The sequence below is a fragment of the Achromobacter sp. MFA1 R4 genome (assembly GCF_900156745.1).
In the GTDB taxonomy this organism is placed as follows: domain Bacteria; phylum Pseudomonadota; class Gammaproteobacteria; order Burkholderiales; family Burkholderiaceae_B; genus Achromobacter.
In genome coordinates, this window is sequence record NZ_LT707065.1 from 5,842,951 (window position 1) to 5,862,212 (window position 19,262).

The following is a 19,262-nucleotide window of genomic DNA, read 5'->3' on the forward strand; positions in this document are numbered from 1 at the left end:
CTAAGAGGTTTGACGCTGTTTCAGCAGATTCAGCAGTCCGCCGGCCCGAACCATGTCAAGGAGGAAGCCGGGCACGGTCTCGCAGTGCAATGCGTCCGGCGCGCCGCCCGGGCGGCCGATGCGGCCGGCGACGGGGTCCAGGGTGATGCGTTCGCCTTCGGCCAGCGTCCCGGCCTGTTCGCAGGTCAGGAGCAGCAGCCCCACGTTGAAAGCATTGCGGAAATACAGGCCGTTGAAGGACGGGGCGATCACCGCGGCCACGCCCAGCCGCACCAGCGCCGCGGCGGCCTGTTCGCGAGACGAGCCGATGCCGAAGTTGGGGCCGGCCACCAGCACGTCGCCGGGCTGGACCTGGCTGGCGAATTCGGGCCGCACGCGCTGCAGGCAATGGCGGGCGATCTCGTCGATGCCGAATTTCATGTAGGCGCCGGGCGCCAGCGCATCGGTGTCGATGTCCGCGCCCACGCGCCAGACGCGGTGCGTCGTGGTCTGATCGTTCATGCCAGGAACTCCCGGGGATCGGCGACGCGGCCGGCCACGGCCGAGGCCGCGACCGTGTAGGGCGACGCCAGGTAGACCTGGGCCGTCTCGGAGCCCATGCGCCCCTTGAAATTGCGGGCGGTGGTGGAGATGACGCTGGCGCCATCCGGGATCGAGCCGCCGTAGCCCGCACAGGCGCCGCACGAGGTGGCCAGCACCTGCGCGCCGGCGTCGCGCAGCACCTGCATCACCCCTTCGCGGTCCGCCTGCTCCTGGTCCAGCCGGCTGGCCGGCGCCACCATCAGCTGCATGCCGTCGGCCAGGCGGCGGCCGCGCAGCACGCGGGCCGCGGCGCGCAGGTCCTCCAGCTTGGCGCCCGTGCAGGCGCCGATGTAGGCCACCTGCAGCGGCACGTCCGGGTATTCGTCCACGGCGCGCGCGTTGGCGGGGCTGTGCGGCGCGGCGACCTGCGGCGCCAGCGCGGCCGCGTCGAAGTCGTGCCACTCGGCATCGGCGTCCGCGTCGCCCTGCCAGTGCGCCAGGTCCAGTTCCGCCGTGACGCCCGCCGCCCGCAGATAGGCAGCGGTGGTCTCGTCCGGGGCGATCAGGCCCACCTGCGAGCCCAGCTCGGCGCTCATGTTCGACAGCGTCATGCGCTCCTGCATGGACAGCGCGCGCACGGCTTCGCCGCAGAACTCCACGGCCTGGTAGCGTCCGCCATTCATGCCGTAGCGGCCGATCATGTGCAGCATCATGTCCTTGGCCGTGACGCCGTCGGCCAGGCGGCCGCGCCAATCCATCATCAGCGTCTTGGGCACCTTGACCCAGATCTGGCCGGTGACCGCCACACCCAGCATCTCGGTGCTGCCGATGCCGAACATGTAGGCGCCGAACGCCCCGCCCGTGGGCGAATGCGAATCGCCGCCCACGCAGAACATGCCGGGCCGGATATGGCCGTGCTGCGGCACCACCACATGGCAGATGCCGACGGAGTCGTACACGTTGGGCAGTTGCTTTTCCGCGGCCCAGTCGCGCGCGATGCGCACGATGCGGCGCGATTCGTCGTCGGACTCCGGCACGTAGTGGTCGATGACCAGCACCACCTTGGACGGGTCCCACAGCGTGGCGCCCAGTTCTTGCAGCATGGGCTGCAGCCGGCGCGGACCGCTGGAATCGTGGAACATCGCCAGGTCCACCGCGCAGGTCACGATTTCGCCCTCGGCCACCGCCTCGCGCCCGCAGGCGGCGGCGATCAGCTTCTGGGCCAGGGTTTGAGGCTGGGCCATGATCACATCCCCAGATAGGCGCGGCGCACGTCGTCGCTGGCCAAGAGGTCGGAACAGGCGCCGCTGTAGCGCACGGCGCCGTTCTCCAGCACATAGGCGCGCTGTCCGGTTTCCAGCGACTGGCCCACGTTCTGCTCGACCAGCAGGATGGCCAGGCCGTCGCCGTGCAGCCGCTTGATGAGGCTGAACAGCTCCTCGACCATCAGCGGCGACAGGCCGAGCGAGGGCTCGTCCAGGATCAGCAGGCGCGGCTCGGCCATGAGGCCCCGGCCGATGGCCAGCATCTGCTGTTCGCCGCCCGACATGGTGCCGGCCAGTTGTTCCAGGCGTTCGCGCAGCCGCGGAAAGATGTCGAGCACCTTGTCCAGGTTCTGCGCCCGGCGCTCGCGCGCCCGGGTGAACGACCCCAGTTCGAGGTTCTCGCGCACGCTAAGGTTCGGAAAGATGCGGCGCCCTTCGGGCACCTGGATGAGGCCGGCCTGCACCACCTGGCGGTAGTGGCGGCCGGTCAGGTCCTGGCCCTCGAAGCGCACGGCGCCGCCCCATGGCCGGCACAGTCCGCACACGGTGTTGTTCAGGGTGGATTTGCCCGCGCCGTTGCTGCCCAGCAGCACCACGATCTCGCCCGCGCCCACCTCCAGGTCCACGCCGCGCAGCACTTCCATGCGCCCGTAGCCTGCCCGCAGGCCCTTGACCTCCAGCAGCGCGCTCATGCCGGCGCTCCCTGCGCGGCCAGCCGAGCCGCCGCGCCGTGGCCCAGATAGGCCTCGATCACCTTGGGATCGCGCGTGACTTCGCCGGGCGTGCCCGAGGCGATCAGGCGCCCCTGCGCCAGCACCCACACGTGCTCGGCCAGGCTCATCACCGCGCGCATCACGTGTTCGATCATCAGCACGGTGACGCCATCGTCCACCAGCTTTTTCACCACCGGAATCATCTCGTCGATCTCACTGGGATTGAGCCCCGCCAGCACCTCGTCCAGCAGCAGCAGGCGCGGCCGCGTGGCCAGCGCGCGCGCCAGTTCCAGGCGCTTGCGTCCCGCCACGGTCAGGTCGGCGGCCGGCTTGTCCAGCGAGGCCTGCAGGTTGACGCGCGCGGCCACGGCCTCGGCGGCGGCCAGCGCCTCCTGGCGGTCCGCCAGGCGCAGGTGCGCGCCCACGGCGATGTTCTGGCGCACGGTCTGCGCGCCGAACGGCTGCACGATCTGGAAAGTGCGGGTCAGGCCCAGCCGCGCGGATTCGTGCGGCGCCATGCCGGTGATGTCCTGGCCCGCGAAATGCACGGTGCCCGAACCGGGCTTGAGAAAGCCCGACAACAGGCCGAACAGCGTGGTCTTGCCCGCGCCGTTGGGGCCCACCAGCGCGGTGAGCGAGCCTTGCGGCACGTCCAGGCTCACGTCCTGCACGGCTTTCAGGCCGCCGAAGGTGATGGACAGATTGCGCGCTTGCAGCAGGATGTCAGACACGGGCGCGCTCCTTCATTCCAAACAGGCGGCCCAGCGACTGCCCACCGCCGGTGATGCCGCGCGGCATGAACATCACGATGAGGATCAGCACCACGCCGTAGATCACCATGCTGATGCCCGGCAGTTCGCCGAACAGGTTGCGGGTCAGGTCGGCCAGCGCATGCAGCGTCACCGCGCCCAGCAGCGGGCCCCACAGGGTGCCCATGCCGCCGACGATGGCGCCCACCAGGGCTTCCACCGACACGGCCGAGCCGAAGGCGATGCCCGGGTCGATGTACTGGAAGACCTGCACGTAGAAGGCCCCCGCCACGCTCATGAACGCCGCGGACAGCGCGATGCCGCCCAGCTTCACGCGCAGCGGATTCACGCCGATGGCGCGCGCCGCGTCCTCGTTGTCGCGCACCGCCTGCAGGTAGGCGCCGAAGCGCGAATGGCGCAGCCATGCCGTCACCAGCAGGGCCAGCAGCACGAAGCCCAGCAGCAGGTAGATGTAGCCGCGGCGCGAGCCGAACTGCATGTTGGCCACGCCTTCCTGCAGCGGCACCATCAGCCCCACACCGCCCCCGGTGAAGGACACGGACAGCGCCAGGATGCGGAACACTTCGGCGAACGCCAGCGTCACCAGCGCGAAATACGAACCCTTGAGCCCGTAGCGGAACGTCAGCCCGCCCACCGCCAGGCCGACCAGCGCGCCCAGGGCGATCGCCATTGGCAGCACCAGCCAGGGGTTCAGGCCCAGGTTGAGCTGGCCCAGCGCCTGCGCATACGCGCCCACGCCAAAGAACAGCGCATGCCCGAACGACAACTGGCCGCCGTATCCGCCCAGGATGTTCCAGGCCTGCGACAGCAGGGCCGCATACAGCGACATCATCACGAAGGTCAGCAGCACGCCCGACTGGGCGAACGTGGCCACGGCCGCCAGGGCCACGGCAAAGAGCGCGATTGCGCAGAGATCCCGTTTCATGCTTAGCCCCTCGCCCCGAACAGCCCCTGCGGGCGAAACAGCAGCACCGCGATGAAGATCGCAAAGATGCCCATCTGGCCCAGCGAGTCGCCCAGGAACAGGCCCCCGATGGACTCCACCACGCCGATCAGCAGCCCGCCCACCAGCGCCCCCACGAAACTGCCCATGCCGCCCAGCACCACGATGGTGAAGGCCACCAGCACGAAGCCGCTGCCCACCTGAGGATTGACGTAATAGGCGGGCAGCAGGAAGCAGGCCGCGGCGCCCAGACAGGCCATGCCGATGCCGAACGACACCGCATAAACCTTTTCGACGTCGATGCCCATCAGCTTGGCGCCCTGCTTTTCCCGGGCCACGGCCCGGATCGCGCGGCCCAGGTCGGTGCTGCGGATGACCCAGAAGAGCACCGCCGCCACCGCCAGCGCGCCACAGAACGCGATGACCTTGGGCAGCGCGATCATGGCGGGCCCGATCTCGACCGTGGACAGCGTGTACGCGGTGTCGATGCTGCGCGTGTCGGACTTGAACCAGACCAGCGCCAGGTTCTCCAGCACGATGGCCAGGCCCAGCGTCACCAGCAGGATGTTCTCGTCCTTGCCATGGCTGGCGCGGTTGATGACAAAACGCTGCAACGCATAGCCCAGCGCGAACATCCCGGGCACCACCAGCGGCAGGGCCGCGTACGGGTCGATGCCCAGGCGGTCCTTGAGCAGGTATACGGCGTACAGCGCCACCATGAGCGCCGCCCCATGGGCGAAGTTGATGATGTGCAGCACCCCGTAGATCAGGGTCAGGCCCAGAGCGATGAGCGCGTACACCGCGCCCGTCGTCAGGCCGTTCAGCACCGAGGAAAAGAGGATGGCGGGATCGAGCATGGGTCGGATCAGGCCTTCAGCGGGAACACGGCGTCGGCCTGGCGGTATTCGGCCGGGAAGATCACCTTGATGTCGCCCCCGATCACCTGCGTGAGCAGCGGCTGAGCGCCGGTGTTCTGGCCGTTGACGAACTTGGTCGGGCCGTAGGGCATCATGTTGTCCTGGAACGTGCTGGACGCCAGCGCCTCGATGATGGCGGCGCGGTCGGCGGACTTGGCGCGCTCCAGCGCGTCGGCCAGCAGCAGCATCGCCGTGTAGGTCATGAAGACCTCGTAGCTGAAATACGCGCCCTTCTCTTCGACGCGGGCCTTGAGCGGCGCCACGCGCGCATCCTTGGGGTTGAACCAGTGGTTGCAGTCGATGATGCCGTTGGCGATGTCCGGGAATTCCTTCAGGAACTTGTAGCTGGACGCCGCCCCGCCCAGCACCGAGTAGATGGCCTTGGGCTGCACCTTCTGCTGCTTCATGGCGCGCAGCAGCAAGGCGTATTCGTTGTAATAGTTGGCCGGAATCACGATATCGGGATTGACCGACCGCATGCGCAGCACGATGTTGTTGAAGTCGCGCGTCGGGTTCGGGTGCTTGACCACTTCCTTCACCTCGAACCCATGCTGCGGCAGCGACTTGGACAAGAGGGCCGCCGTGCCGGTGCCGAAGAGCGAGTCCTCGTGCACGATCATCACGGTCTTGGCCGGCTTGCCGGCGGCGTCGTTCAGCGCGGCCAGGTCCAGGATGGCGCGTTCGCTGCAGGCGCGATAGCCCGGTCCGAAGCGGAAGGTGTTCTTCAGGCCGCGCTCGACGATCTGGTCGGCCACGCCCACGTCCACCACATGCGGCAGGTTGTACTTGGCGGCCGTCTGCGTCGTGGCCAGACAGATCGCCGACGCATAGGCGCCCACGATGGCCGCCACACCCGCCTCGTTCATCTTCTCGACTTCGGCCGAGCCCGCCTCGGGACGCGACTGCGCATCGCCCAGCACGGCCTGCAGCGGCGCGCCGCCCAGCGACTTGATGCCGCCCGCCTTGTTGATGTCTTCGATCGCCAGCAGCGCGCCCAGGCGGCATTGCTGGCCGGAATACGCCAGCGCGCCGGTCACCGGGTGCAGCACGCCGACCTTGATGGGCGTGGCGCCCTGCGACCGGGCCACCCAGGGCGCGGACACGAGGGCCGCCGCGGCGGCGGATTGATAGAGGAAAGTGCGGCGCGAATTCATGGGGGGATCTCCGACGGGGTTCAATGAAATTGGGCCGACAGCTCTTCGCTGACCCAGACCTTGGCGTCGATGCTGCCGACGCGCGATAGCTGCAACTGATATTGGTAGCGGTCAGGCCGGTACAGGCCCTGCAGCCATTGCACGGGCCGGTCGTCGACGTCGCGCACCAGGCGCGTCACGGCGAGCAGCGCCGATCCCACCGCCACGTCCAGGTGGCGCGCCACCTGCGCATCGGCCAGACGCGCGGAAATGGTCTGCGTCGCGCCGCCGAATTCCACCCCGGCCGCTTCCAGCAGCATCAGGAGCGGCTCGCGTTCGAGGTCCTCGCGCGTGAAGTCCGCCACGGACTGGGGCACATAGGTAGTGATGTAAGAGAGCGGACCCGCCTCGGTGCTGCGCACCCGCAGGCTTTTGTGCACGGGCGTGCCTGTCGCGATATGCAGCGCCTCGGCCACGGCGGGCGGTGCGTACACCAGCGTGCTGTCCAGCACCTGCACCGACGTGCGCAGGCCCATGTTCACAATGTTTTCGAGCAGGCCGGTCAGGTGCGCCTTCTGCTGCGCGGTGGGCGCCGGGGCGCGCTGGGCGCTGGGCGCGCCGCGCAGGGGCCAGGTGCCCAGGCCCGGCCGGCGCGAGACCAGGCCGTCCGCCACCAGCATCTCCATCGCCTTGCGGATGGTGATGCGCGCCACGTCGAACTGGTCCGCCAGCGCGTGCTCGCCAGGCACGCCGTCCTGGTCAAACCGCCCCTCCTGCAGCTGTTCGCGCAGGACGAGGTAGATCTGGTGGTATTTCGGAAGCGGTAATGAGGTTCCCATGACGGGAACTCTAGGGGTGTCCTAATGTACCGTCAATGGAACAAATGGCTGGGCGGGTTGTTCTATCGGGAAAACACTGACGTGCGATTTCCTCAATACCGCCAGCGCGCGTTCAACGACCCCGCGTGTTCGCGATTTCCGCCGCCGTACTGTCCGCTGTAGTTCAAGCCCAGCGACGCATTCCTGGACACCGCCACTTCCGCGCCCAGCTCGGCAACCGCCGCGTTACGCGCAATCGGAGCACCCGACACCGTGAACGCCTGGCCGCCATCAAACGCCATGGTGGATTGCGGCAACACATCGCCAAACGCATGGCGCCAGCCCAGCGTGGCTTGCAAGCGGCCTTCGGCGCCCCTGACCGTGAAGTCCGTTTGTGCGCGCATGCCCAGCGTGCTGCTGGTTTGCGTGTCGCTGCTGCTTTGGCCGTTCAAGGCCGCCGAGCCGCCCGATTCCTTGAAGCTGCGGCTGCGCAGTTCGCTCCACGCCAGGCCCACGAAGGGCTCAAGCGTGCTGCGGTCTGATAAGGGCATGGCATAGCCCAGTTCGGTGAAGAGCTGGGTGGTGCTGGCGCCGTAGTCGGCGGTCAGCTTTTGCGATGCGCCGGCCACGGCGGCGTAGCGTTCGGTGCTGACGTCGTGCCAGGTGTACGACGTCCCGACCAGCAGGTTCAGCTTGCCCGCACCCGCCTCGAACGATTTGCCGCCATAGATGGCCGCGCTGTAGCCGGACACGTCGGCGTTCGACGAGCGATCGTCAACCCGGATCTTGCTGTCGGTGTAGCCGACGGCCCCGCCCACCCGCCAGCCGTTGCCCACGGCATGATCGGCGCCAACGAAGACGCCGCCGGTGTGCTGCCGGACTTGCGCGGTGTTGTCCGTGGCGTTCTGCGTTTGCCAGTTGCCGACCAGCTCGGCCCACGCGGGCCGGGCATTCGACGACGGCAAGGCGGACGCGGACAGCGTGCCGCCCGCTTGCGCCGTGGGCGCGCCCGGACGCATGCCCGCGTTCAGGTTCGCCCGCAGGTACGACAGCGGTAGCGTGCGCGTAATGCTGCTGGAACCCATCAGGCTGGACGCGACGCTGGCGTGCGCTTCGCCGGACAGGCTGTTGAAGGCGGCCGGCGGCGCGCCGTCGGGCAAGGTCAGGATGTATTGGTGCAGCGCATTGTCGGCCGGCAGGCTGTCCAGCGCATTGGCCACGGCGCGTTGGTTGCCGGTGCGCGCGGCGTCGGCAAAGGCGATGGGGCGAGAGGGCGTGCCGGGCTCTGCCGGCACCTGCTTGCGCCCGAGTTGCAGCGTGACATCCTGCGCGCCGTAGCGCAGGGCTGGCGCCAGGAAGGCGTAGTTCGACGACACGTTGTCGAACTGGCCGTTGATGGCGTTGGCGCTCAGGATGGTGTACTGACGCGTGGTTTCAAAACCGCCTTCCGGCCCGACGTGCACCACGGCGCCGGCCAGATTGGCAACGCCGCTGACGGCCACGCGGGCGCTGTCGGATGACGCCGGATCGGCCGCCACCTGATAGACGGACCCCGGCATGAAGGTCAGATTGCCCGCCACGTTCAAGGTACCGTTGACCTTGCCCGGCGCCAGAATGGCGCCGCTTTGCAGCGTGGTCGTGCCGACTTGGCCCGCGCCTTGCAACAGCGTGCCGCTGGCCAAGGTCAAGGCGCCGCCGAGCTTGCCGGTCGATGCAAGGTTCAGCGCGCCTTCCTGCACCCGCAGGCTGCCGGTGTAGCCGCTGCCGTCGCCCGACACGGTAAGCACGCCCGCCCCTGCCTTGCTCAAGTCACCGCTGCCGCTGATCGCGCCGGACAAGCCGAGCGTGGTGCCGGACGACACATCGATGCCGCTCGCCTGCGTCAGCGTGATGGCGCGGTTTGTCGTGAAGCTGGCCGTCGTGGCCAGCACGCCGCCGCTCAGCGTCACGCCGCCCGTGGCCGCGCCCAGGTTGGCGTCCCTGGACACCGACAACGTGCCCAGGCGCACATCCGTGCCGCCGGTGTAGGTGTTGTCGGCGGTCAGCACCAGGCGGCCGTAATCGGCCTTGGCCAGCTTGCTGGCGCCGGTCAGGCTCGAGGCAATGGTGCCCGTCATGCTGGCGTCCGCCGACGACCCCGCCCCCACGCGGATGATGCTCTCACCGCCCGCGCCTTGCAGCGCGATGGCGTCGCCTTCAATGCGATAGCCATCGGTGGCAATCTGCATGCCGGTGATGCCGATCGCGCCGGCCGAGGCGTCCACCCTGACCGTTCCCGCCCGCGCCTGGAAGACCGCGAAGGTGGGGTTGGGTTGGAACGGACCGTTCAGCGTGCCGTGCGTGTTGGCCCAGTTGCGGCCATCGGCGCGCCAGGTGCCCGCGCCGCCGTCGATGGCGCCGTTATCGTGGCGGGCCGTGTCGTCGCCGTCCCAGAAGCCCAGCGTTACGCCGGATATCGAGGCCAGGTTCACTTGTCCGCCCACCGCCGTCTGCACGGCCAACGTGTTGGCATCGATACCAGCGGGCGTGGTGCCCACGGTCAGGCCGTTGTCGACCAAGCTGCCACCGTAGTCGAACAAGCGATAAACGCCTGCGCCAAAGCCGCCCTGGTCCGTCACGTTCAACGTGCCGGCCAGGGTCAGGTTGCCGCCGACATCAAACAGCGCGTTGTTCGACGCCCGGTCCAGTGTCACGTTGACCTGGCTGGCGCCGGACAGCGACAAGTCGCCACCAATGGTCAGTGTCTGTCCATCCACGCCTTCCAGCACGCCGCCCGCCAGCGTGGCGTTGCCATCCACGCGGCCGGAGCCAGACAGGATGCCCGCGCCGCTTACGGTGACATCGCCGCCCAGAATGCCGTCAGCATGCAGCCGACCGCCCGTGACCGAGGCCGAGCCGCCCAGCTTGTCCGACAGCCACAGCATCCCGGATTGGACCTGCGTCTGGCCGGTAAAGGCGCTGCTGTCGCCCAACAGCTGCAGCGTGCCCGCGCCTTGCTTGGCCATCGTGCCCGTGCCCGACACAAAGCCCGCGTAGGCAGCATTGGTAGCCTGGTTGAACACGACAGCGCCGTTGTTCAGCAGATTGCCCCGAATCGACGCCGCATCGCCCACCAACGTACCCGTGCGGACTTCAGTGCCGCCCGTATAAGCGTTGGCGCCCGTCAGCACCAGCGTGCCGTAGTCGGCCTTCACCAGCTTGCTTGCCCCGGTCAGGTTCGACGCGATGGTGCCGGTGATGGCCGCGCCGGACACATCGCCCGAGCCCACGCGCAGGATGGTTTCCGCGCCGCCAGCCAGCGCAATCGAATCGCCTTCAATGCGGTAACCGTTCGACGCGATCTGCATGCCCGTCACGCTCACCGCACCCGCCGTGTCATCCACCGCCACGGTGCCTGCCTGGCCCTGGAACACGGCAAAGGTGGGGTTGGGCTGGAAGCGGCCGTTCAGGGTGCCGTCGGCGTTGGTCCAGTTCCTGCCATCGGTGCGCCACGTGCCCACGCCGCCATCAATCGCGCTGTTGTCACGCAGCGCGGCATTGCTGCCGTCCCAGAAGCTCAGCGTGGCGCCGGCGGTGGACATCAGGTTGACCTGGCCGTTGACGGCCGTCTGGATGCGCAGGTCAGCGGCCGTCACACCTGTGGGTGCGGCGCCGATGGCCAGCGTGTTCGCGGTCAGCGTGCCGCCATAGTCGAACAGGCGGTAGACGCCGGGGCCAAACCCGCCATCGTCGGTGACGTTCAGCGTGCCGGCCAAGGCCAGGTTGCCCTGCACATCGAACAGCGCGTTGGACGGAGCATTGCCCAACGCCACATTGACCTGGCTGGCACTGTCCAGCGTGAGATCGCCGCGGATGGTCAGCGTGTCGCCTTGCGCGCCTTGCAGTGTGCCGCCCGTCAGCGTGACGTTCTGGCCGATGGTGCCGGTGCCCGACAGGATGGCGGTATTGCCGATGGCGGCATTGCCGCTTAGCACGCCCGTCACATGCAGGCGGCCGCCCACCACGTCCGCATTGCCGCCCAGTTGATTGGCCACGGTCAGCATGCCGGCCTGCACGCGCGTCGTGCCGGTGTAGGCGCTGTTGTCCGCACTCAGGGTCAGTGCGCCCGCGCCGGTTTTCTCGAAGATGCCGCTGCCGGAGATCTGGCCGGCGTAGCTGCCGTTGGCCGCTTGTGCCAGGCGCAGCGTGCCCGCGGCGCCAATGGTGGCGTTGCCGCTGTAACGCGAGGCCTCGCTGGCAAGCGTGCCTTGTTCGATGTTCCAGTTCAGCGCGTTCGTGCCGGCCAGGGTCAGGACGCCCGCCCCACGCTTGGTATTGCTGCCGGTGCCTGACATCGAACCCGCGGCGCTGCCGTCCACGCCCTGGTCGAAGACGACCGAGCCATTGTTGAGCAAGTCGCCACGGATCGACGCGCTGTTGCCGATCAGGGTGCCGGCCAGCACCCGCGTGCTGGCATGCGTGTTGGTGCCCGATAGCGTCAGCGTGCCGGCGCCGTCCTTGACGAGAGCACCCGGGCCCGAGACCGTGCCGGTCAAGCCCAGTTGCGTACCGTTTGCCACATTGAATGCGCCGTTCTGCGCCAGGGAGACGTTGCGACTCGTGTCGAAGCTGGCGGTCGTAGCCAGCGTGCCACCGGCCATCTCCAGGTTGCCGATGGCCGCGCCCAGACTGACGTCGGCCGATACCGACAGCGTGCCGCCCTGGATCGCGGTGCCGCCCGAATACGTGTTGGCACCGGACAGCGTCAACGTGCCCGCGCCGGTTTTGGTGAGCCGACCGGCGCCGTCCAGCACCGTCGAGGCGCCCACGTCGAAGCCGTTGGAATCCAGGTACATGCCGCCCGCGCCCAGCGTAATGTCGCCGGCGATGAAGCCCCGGAAGAGGTCGGTTTCCGAGGCTGTCGCCCGCAGCACACCGCCATTGAAGTCGACGGTGCCTATCGAGGTGCCGGCATGTCTGTCAACGTACGCTGTCTGCAGCACCCCTCGGCCGGTCGCGTCCGAACCGTTGATTTCCGCAGATCCGCCCACACCGGCGATCTCTACCTGCTGGGCGCTCAATGTGGCGCCCCCGTCCACGACCACCGAGCCCGTCCCGCCTCCTCCGCTGCCCAGGATCAACCCGAATTGGCTGTCCCATCGTGAATTTGCGCCAGAGACCAGGGCGGTCCCGTTTGCAGCATTGCCGACGAAGCTCTTCGCGGCCGATAGCCGAGCGCCGTCCATGACTTGCAACGAGCCATCCCCGCCCGGGGCCCCACCGATCGCAAGGTAGTTGGCCGACCACGTCGAATCTGCTCCCGTCACGGTTGCGGCACCGGCATAAGAAGAGGAAGCGACCCGCACGTCATGGGACGTCAATTGCGCGCCGTTGCTGACGGTCAATTGCGCAGCGGCGTCCGCACCGACGTATACATCGGACGTCACGCTTCCCAACCGCGCCGAAGCGCCCGTCAACTCCATGCCGCCGTTGGAAACAATGATCTGACCTGTCGCGGTGCTGGCACCCGACAGCCGCAGCAGGCCGGTGCCCAGGTTGATCAACGAACCCGAGCCGCTGATGTCGCCGGCGTAGTCGATGATGCCGCTTCTGTTGAAAGCGACCGACGAGTTGTTGACGATATCGCCCGCGATTGAGCCCGCGGCGCCGCCCTGGCCGATGTACAGGGTACCCGCGGATACGGTCGTTCCGCCCGTATACGTGTTAGTGCCGGTAAGCGTCGCCCCGCTGCTGCTGTTGACCGCCAAGGAACCTGAACCTGTGATGCCCGCGCTCAGCGCGTAGGACCCGGACTGGTTGAAGTTGATCGTTCCGTTGTTGATCAGGGTGGGCAGGACGGCGATCATGCCGCCCGTCGCGGCGTTGGGCGACTCGTTTCCGATATTGAGGGTGCCATTGGCGTTAATGGTGAACGTCCCAAGACCCGGGAAAATCACGGTCCCCGGACCCAGGTTCAGCACGCCGGCTCCGCCACCGGTTCCGCCGCCTACCACCAGCGCCCTCCCCGCGCCGAGGAAGTGCAGGGAGGAATTGCCGTCTACCGTCACCGTGCCGTCGCCGCCTTGGCCGCCTGTCGGCACGGACGCCGAACCACCGCCGCCAGCGCCGCCGATCTGTAGCGTCTCATTCAGAAAAAACGTGGCGCCTGTCAGCGACAGTTCGCCGTCTCCGCCGCGGCCACCGGCGGCTCCCAGGCTGTTACCTCCGCCCGCCCCGCCCACCAGCATTGAGCGGGTTACGAACACCGTCCCACCGATGACCGTCAGGCTGCCCGCCGTGCCGTCCCCACCGTCCGCGAATGTACCGGCACCACCGCCCCCCCCACCAATACCGATGTAGTCGTACGTTGGAACTAGCGGGTTGGGAGCGCCCGAGGGAGTCCCCTGGGCGCCCTGGCCTGCCGTGCCCGCAAAAGGCGTTCCGTCGAGGCGGACAATAGCGCCGCCATCGGCGCCAGCCCCACCGTTGCCCACGCCGCCGCCAGCCCCCAGCGCGCCACCGCCGCTGCCGCCGCCTCCAGAACTGCCCGGTGGGCCGCCTGCGCCGCCGCCGCCCCCAACGCCGCTCTGCCCGCCTGAGGTGCCAGATGCACCGCCAGCGCCACCGCCGGCACCGCCGCTGCTTGCGCCGCTCGAGCCATCACCCACGGTCCCATCGCCACCGCGCGCCAAACCACCCCCCGCGCCGCCGCTGAAGGCAGCCCCGCCGCCGCCGCCGCCGCCACCAATACCACCGCCTCCACCGCTGCCAGCGGAAGACGCGCCAGACGCCACGCCGCCATTGCCACCGTTGCCCACCAGCAGGCTGTCCGCGAACGACGGGGTTACCGCAAGAGGCATGCAGGTTGCAGCGGCAAGCGCCAGATAGCCGGGGCTAAGTCTCAGCTTGCGGGCGGCAGAGGGGGTACGCATGGGCAATGTCTCAGGTGAGAGGGTTGTTGTTGTTGACGCAAGCAAGCCCGGCATACAAGGTTTATTGTTGGCCGGGATAGTCAATCGGACGTGCCACTACAGGCGAAGCAAACATGGGGGATGCGGCAAGGCCGTCAGTACGGCCTGCCGGGCGCCGCTGTTCTTTTCTTATTCAATCAGCGCAGCTAATTCCGACCCGTGGAAATTGCCGGATTGATGACAAAACCGTGCGCCGACTACCCCTGTTATCGGCGGGTCAGCGCAAAAATTTAGGGATGCTTCATATTTATTGTTGTCTGCGTCCCTATTAAGCAGGTTGCCCAGCTATCTACTCGACATCACTACATCGTCCACGTTGTTGTGGATAGACGCGGGTCGGTCTATCGGAAGAATACGGATTCGATCCGGTTGCGCCCTCGTTGTTTGGCGTAATAGAGCGCGCGGTCGCTGCGGCTGAGCGCCAGCTCCGCGTCGTCGTCCTTCGTATGCAGCGCGGAAATGCCAATGCTGACCGTCAGCGGAATGTGCCGGCCGCCCGACGAGTACGGGGTATCCGCGATGCGGCGCTGCACGTTGCGGGCGAATACGTGCGCGCGCTCGATGTCGGTGTCGGGCAGCACGACGGCGAACTCCTCGCCGCCGATGCGCCCGACCAGGTCGATCTCGCGCAACTGCGTGCGCAGCATGGCCGCGAAATGCTGCAGCACACCGTCGCCGATCGCATGGCCCCACGTGTCGTTGATGTGCTTGAAGTGGTCCAGGTCGCACATCAGCACCGCCGATCCCGGGCCGCCGTGGCCCTTGAGCCGCGCCAGCTCCGCGGCGATGCGCGTCATGAAATGGCGGCGGTTGGGCAAGGTGGTCAGCGCATCGGTGGCCGCCAGTTCGCGCAGTTCGAGTTCGGCGCGCTTGCGGTCCGTGATGTCGGTGACGAACCCATGCCAGATCACGCCGTTGTCCGCGTCGCGCCGCGGGCTGGCATCGCCCTGCCGCCAGCGCACGCCCTGCAGCGGCAGGCATACGCGGAATTCCAGGTGCCAGGGCGTCTGCGCCGCCGCCGCGGCCTGCAGCGACGACAGGTAGGCAGGCAGGTCCTCGGGATGGATGCGCTGCTCGATGGCGGTGGTGCGGGCGCGCACGTCGTCGGCGGTGAGCTCGAACATGTCCCAGATGCCCGCGCTGACGTACGAGAACCACGACCCGCCCTCGGGCACCGGCCGGCACTGGAAGACCAGGCCGGGCACGGCGTCGGTCAGGTTGACGACGAGGTCCGCCGTGCGCTGCAGGCGCTCGGACATGGCGCGCACCGCGCTGATGTCGGTCGTGGTGCCCATCATGCGCAGCGCCCTGCCCGACTCGTCGCGGCTGACCACCTTGCCGCGGCTGCATATCCACTTGTAGCTGCCGTCCTTGCAGCGGATGCGGTGCTCGACCTCGTAGCTGTCGGTCTTGCCGTCGAAGTGGTCCTGCATGGCCGCGCAGACGTACTCCAGGTCGTCCGGATGCAGACGGGTGTAGGCGTCCTCGATGCGTGTCGAGAGTTCGGATTCGCTGTAGCCGAGCAGCGCCTTCCAGCCGGGCGAATAGGTGATTTCGCCGGTCACCACATTGCGGTCCCACACGCCCGTGCCGCTGCCCGCGATGGCCAGGGACAGCTTGCGGGCCTCGTCGCGCCAGGTGTCTTCGTCGGCGCGTTCGCAGGCCAGGGCATGGCGCTTTTCGACGGCGGTGGCGGCCAGGCTGGCGAGATCCTGCAGCGCCTGCCGGTCCTCGTCGGTGACCTCGCGCGGCTTTCCGTGCAGCAGCCGGAAAGCGCCCAGCAGACGGCCATCGGCGGCGCGCACGGGGCATTCGAGGGACCAGGGGAGATCGGCCGTCATGGAGGGAAGCGCGGAGGGCAGCGCGCCGGACACCGCTTGCCACACGCCATCGGCGTCGGTGCAGGCCACCCGCGCCATGTCCACGCCGAACAGGCGCCGGGCCAGGCGCGCCAGCTTGTCCAACGGGCCGTCGGCTTCAGGCTGCGCGCCGTCCGCGTCGTCGACACGCGCAGGGGATGGAGACGCGTCACCGGTAGCGGGCATTTCGGGACCTGATCAATACGGGATTCATCAATACGGCCGAGCTGAGCGTGGCTGACATTCTGTCACGTTCCGCACCAAAATTGCATCATTTCGTTGGTGCGCCGGTACGATCGTTCCCTGTCCCAAACGGCGTTTCAGAGCCATGCGTGGCGCGACGCCATGCGCCTGTGCCGGTCCCGTCTAGCTGTCCCCGAACGCAGCGGCAAAAATGGCCGCCGGCGCGCCGATCAGGAATCGCGCCGGCCCGCCCGCATTGCAACCGCGTTCAGGCCGCCTTCGGCCGCGTATCCACCGGCAGGCAAAGCAGCGCCGTCAGCAGCGCCAACGCCACGTGCCCGGCATAGATCAGCGAGAAATCGGCGTGGCTGGCCGCCCCCTGCCCCAGCAACAACACCGTGATCGCCACGCCCAGCACCCCGCCGATCTGGCGCGTGGCCTGATTCACGGCGCTGCCCACCGCGTAATGCCGGGCCGGCAGCCGGTTCACCGCCGCGCCGGACAGCGACGGCAGCACCATGCCCACGCCGATGCCGCTCAGCACCAGCCCGGGGAGCCATTCGCGCAGGTACGCCGGTTCCGCGCCGGGCACGAGCAGGAACCACAAGCCGCTGGCCGCATACACCAGCGCGCCGCCCACCAGGAACGGACGATGGCCCATCCGCGCGGCCAGACGTCCGGTGATGATAGCCGTGGGCATCACCAGCAGCGGCCCGGGCGTGACCGCCAGCCCCGCGCGCGGCAGGCTGTAATGCCACACGCCCGTCATGTAGAAAAAGAACGCGAAGAACATCATGGCGAACGCAATGCCGAAGCTGAACGTCGCCAGATTCACGTAGCGGTACGTCCGGTGCTGAAAGAGCGCCAGGTCCACCAGCGGGTGCGGCGTGGCGCGGGCCCATGCAACGAAGGCGATCATGGAAATCACGCCCACCGCGGCCGCCACCGCCAGCTCGCCACGCTGCCATGACGGCGATTCCGACTGCACGATGGCCAGCGCCAACGCGCCCACGGCCACGATCAGCAGCGCCATGCCCACGCCGTCCACGCGGCGGCGCGCCTCGGGCTTGACCGACTCCCGAAGCAGCCCCGCGCCGAACCACAGCGACACCGCGCCCAGCGGCAGGTTGATGTAGAACGCCCACGGCCAGCCCGCCACGTCCACCACGAAGGCGCCCAAACTGGGCCCGACCGCCGCCGCCAGCCCGCCCACGGCGCCCCACAGGCTGACCGCGACCGCACGCTGCGACGCCGGAAACGCCGCCAGCACGATCGACAGCGAGGCCGGCGTCAGCAGCGCCGCGCCAACCGCCTGCAGCACCCGCGCGGCGATGAGCCACTGTTCGGTGCCGGCCAGCCCGCAGGCGGCCGACGCCGCCAGGAACAGCAGCACCCCGCCCATGAACATGCGCTTGCGGCCATGGGTATCGGCCAGTCCCCCCGCGGGGATCAGCATGGCGGCATACACCACCGTATAGGCATTGAGCACCCAGGACATGTCGGCGGCCGACGCCTGGGGAAACCCCTCGCGCAGCGCGCCGAACGCCGCGTACAGCATCGTGCTGTCCAGCGACACCAGGAACACCGCGATGCTGGCGACCCAGAACACTGGCCAGGGAGATGCGGCGGGCGGCGCGGCCGCGGCGCTGTCGCCGGCGCCAGGAAGGGAAGCGGTGGAAGTCGAATGGGCACGCATGATGGCCGATGGCTCCCGATCAAAGATAAACGGCCGGATTGGCGGACAGGCCCTGCTTGACCTGGCGGGTCCGCTCGTCGGCCAGCACCTCCTCGTCGCCCGCTTCCAGCGCGTCCAGCGCCTGCGCCACGATGGCCTGCGGCGTGGATTTCGGCGCGTCGATGTCCTTGGTCATTTCCGTGTCCACGAACCCCATGTGCAGGCCCAGCACCTGGGTGCCCTGGCCGCGCAGCTCATGACGCAGGCCGTTCGTCAGCGCCCAGGCGGCCGACTTGCTCAGGCCGTACGCGCCCAGCACCGGATTGTTGGTCCAGCTTGCGATCGACAGCACGTTCAGCATCGCGCCGCCGCCGTTCGCCGCCAGCACCGGCGCAAACGCCTGCGCCACGAGCAGCGGGCCAAACACATTGACGTCCAGATGGCGCCGCACCGACGCCACACTGCCGGGCGCAAGGAATCCGCCCATCTCCGCAATGCCCGCATTGTTGATGACCAGCGTCACATCCCCGGCCTGCTCGGCCGCGGCGGCCACGTCCTCGGCGCGGGTCACGTCCAGCTTGACCGGCACCACCCCTTCCAGCGTGATGCCAGACGGATCGCGCGCGGCGGCGTAGACCTTGCGGGCGCTTCGGGCGAGCGCCTCGCGCGCAAAAGTCAGCCCCAGGCCGCGATTGGCCCCGGTGATGAAAACAACGGCGTTCTTGAGTTCCATGATGTCAGTCCTGATCGGTGGTGTAAGCGGATGATGGGGGGAGGGGATTACCCACAAATATGATGATCATCATATTTTTGGATGAAAGAAAGGCCGCGCATGCGGCCAATGGATAAGCAATCAGTGGGAGGCGGCGGCACCCTCGTGGTCGTACTGGTCCAGGATCGATTGGCGGGCCGACGCCAGCACCGCGCGGCCGCGGTCGTTGTCGCCCAGCGCGCGGGCCAACTGCAAAGCGCCGACCAACGTGCTGAGCACCGCCGCCGCCGCGTGCTCGCCAGCGCTGGCCGGCAGCAGCCGCCGGATAGTGTCGAGCAGGCGCTCGACGCGCCCCGCGGCGGCCTCGCGCACGCCTTCGGATTGACGCGGAATCTCCGAGGCCAGCGCGGCCAGCGGACAGCCGGTTTCGCAACCCGCCAGATGCGCGGGCCCCAGATAGGACTCCACCCAGGCGCGCAGCGCACTGGCGCCTTCGGCACGGCGGCGCGCCATGGCTTGGTTCAGGCGGTCGGCGCCATCCTGACCGGCACGTTCCATCGCCGCGGCCAGCAACGCGTCGCGCGACGGGAAATGCGCATAAAAGCCGCCGTGCGTCAGCCCGGCCTCCTTCATGATGTCCGCGACGCTTACCCCCGCATACCCGCCACGCCGGATGGCGCGCGCGGCCGCATCGACGATGCGTTCGTGGGATTGTTCCTTGCGGCGGGAAGTGGCCATGATCGGGGCAATCAAAATATGATGATCGTCATATTAAGCCTGCCCGCGCCCGCCGCGCAACCCC

General features: G+C 68.3%; 13 protein-coding genes. All 13 read right to left on the minus strand.

The window, feature by feature from the left end; translation table 11 throughout:
* Complete coding sequence (locus BXA00_RS26770; RefSeq protein WP_076521391.1) at positions 1–501, minus strand: 3-isopropylmalate dehydratase; 501 nt, start codon at positions 499–501, stop codon at positions 1–3.
* On the minus strand, positions 498–1,766 hold the full coding sequence (locus BXA00_RS26775; protein ID WP_076521392.1) for a 3-isopropylmalate dehydratase large subunit: 1,269 nt from the start codon (positions 1,764–1,766) through the stop codon (positions 498–500). Before BXA00_RS26775 ends, BXA00_RS26770 begins: the two co-directional genes overlap by 4 nt.
* A gap of 2 nt (positions 1,767–1,768) precedes the next feature.
* Positions 1,769–2,479, minus strand: a complete 711-nt coding sequence (locus BXA00_RS26780) for an ABC transporter ATP-binding protein (protein ID WP_076521393.1) — start codon at positions 2,477–2,479, stop codon at positions 1,769–1,771.
* Entirely contained in the window at positions 2,476–3,231 is a 756-nt protein-coding gene (locus BXA00_RS26785; RefSeq protein WP_076521394.1) for an ABC transporter ATP-binding protein, read from the minus strand. The genes BXA00_RS26780 and BXA00_RS26785 overlap by 4 nt, the downstream gene beginning before the upstream one ends.
* Complete coding sequence (locus BXA00_RS26790) at positions 3,224–4,195, minus strand: branched-chain amino acid ABC transporter permease (RefSeq protein WP_076521395.1); 972 nt, start codon at positions 4,193–4,195, stop codon at positions 3,224–3,226. Before BXA00_RS26790 ends, BXA00_RS26785 begins: the two co-directional genes overlap by 8 nt.
* Positions 4,196–4,197: 2 nt before the next feature.
* Positions 4,198–5,070: a branched-chain amino acid ABC transporter permease gene (locus BXA00_RS26795; RefSeq protein WP_076521396.1), complete on the minus strand. Its 873-nt coding sequence runs from the start codon at positions 5,068–5,070 to the stop codon at positions 4,198–4,200.
* A gap of 8 nt (positions 5,071–5,078) precedes the next feature.
* The gene (locus tag BXA00_RS26800) at positions 5,079–6,284 is read right to left on the minus strand and encodes an ABC transporter substrate-binding protein (RefSeq protein WP_076521397.1); all 1,206 of its coding nucleotides are present in this window, start codon (positions 6,282–6,284) and stop codon (positions 5,079–5,081) included.
* 20 nt (positions 6,285–6,304) lie between these two features.
* Entirely contained in the window at positions 6,305–7,102 is a 798-nt protein-coding gene (locus tag BXA00_RS26805; RefSeq protein ID WP_076521398.1) for a GntR family transcriptional regulator, read from the minus strand.
* Between the two features lie 92 nt (positions 7,103–7,194).
* Positions 7,195–13,326 carry an autotransporter domain-containing protein gene (locus BXA00_RS26810; protein WP_156902873.1) on the minus strand — a complete coding sequence of 2,044 codons (6,132 nt, stop codon included), beginning with the start codon at positions 13,324–13,326 and terminating at the stop codon, positions 7,195–7,197.
* A 1,046-nt stretch (positions 13,327–14,372) separates the two neighbouring features.
* A complete protein-coding gene (locus BXA00_RS26825; RefSeq protein WP_076521401.1) occupies positions 14,373–16,076 on the minus strand; it encodes a sensor domain-containing diguanylate cyclase in 1,704 nt (567 codons plus the stop codon).
* 265 nt (positions 16,077–16,341) lie between these two features.
* Positions 16,342–17,769 carry a DHA2 family efflux MFS transporter permease subunit gene (locus BXA00_RS26830; RefSeq protein ID WP_076521402.1) on the minus strand — a complete coding sequence of 476 codons (1,428 nt, stop codon included), beginning with the start codon at positions 17,767–17,769 and terminating at the stop codon, positions 16,342–16,344.
* A gap of 19 nt (positions 17,770–17,788) precedes the next feature.
* Positions 17,789–18,481 carry an SDR family oxidoreductase gene (locus BXA00_RS26835; RefSeq protein ID WP_076521403.1) on the minus strand — a complete coding sequence of 231 codons (693 nt, stop codon included), beginning with the start codon at positions 18,479–18,481 and terminating at the stop codon, positions 17,789–17,791.
* Between the two features lie 120 nt (positions 18,482–18,601).
* Entirely contained in the window at positions 18,602–19,198 is a 597-nt protein-coding gene (locus BXA00_RS26840) for a TetR/AcrR family transcriptional regulator (protein ID WP_083714344.1), read from the minus strand.
* Positions 19,199–19,262 lie beyond the last annotated feature (64 nt).

Excerpts from the sequence above, each read along its gene's own strand:
- BXA00_RS26770 (WP_076521391.1), bottom strand. The coding sequence starts at position 501 with ATGAACGATCAGACCACGACGCACCGCGTCTGGCGCGTGGGCGCGGAC.
- BXA00_RS26775 (WP_076521392.1), bottom strand. The coding sequence starts at position 1,766 with ATGGCCCAGCCTCAAACCCTGGCCCAGAAGCTGATCGCCGCCGCCTGC.
- BXA00_RS26780 (WP_076521393.1), bottom strand. The coding sequence starts at position 2,479 with ATGAGCGCGCTGCTGGAGGTCAAGGGCCTGCGGGCAGGCTACGGGCGC.
- BXA00_RS26790 (WP_076521395.1), bottom strand. The coding sequence starts at position 4,195 with ATGAAACGGGATCTCTGCGCAATCGCGCTCTTTGCCGTGGCCCTGGCG.
- BXA00_RS26795 (WP_076521396.1), bottom strand. The coding sequence starts at position 5,070 with ATGCTCGATCCCGCCATCCTCTTTTCCTCGGTGCTGAACGGCCTGACG.
- BXA00_RS26800 (WP_076521397.1), bottom strand. The coding sequence starts at position 6,284 with ATGAATTCGCGCCGCACTTTCCTCTATCAATCCGCCGCCGCGGCGGCC.
- BXA00_RS26805 (WP_076521398.1), bottom strand. The coding sequence starts at position 7,102 with ATGGGAACCTCATTACCGCTTCCGAAATACCACCAGATCTACCTCGTC.
- BXA00_RS26825 (WP_076521401.1), bottom strand. The coding sequence starts at position 16,076 with ATGCCCGCTACCGGTGACGCGTCTCCATCCCCTGCGCGTGTCGACGAC.
- BXA00_RS26830 (WP_076521402.1), bottom strand. The coding sequence starts at position 17,769 with ATGCGTGCCCATTCGACTTCCACCGCTTCCCTTCCTGGCGCCGGCGAC.
- BXA00_RS26835 (WP_076521403.1), bottom strand. The coding sequence starts at position 18,481 with ATGGAACTCAAGAACGCCGTTGTTTTCATCACCGGGGCCAATCGCGGC.
- BXA00_RS26840 (WP_083714344.1), bottom strand. The coding sequence starts at position 19,198 with ATGGCCACTTCCCGCCGCAAGGAACAATCCCACGAACGCATCGTCGAT.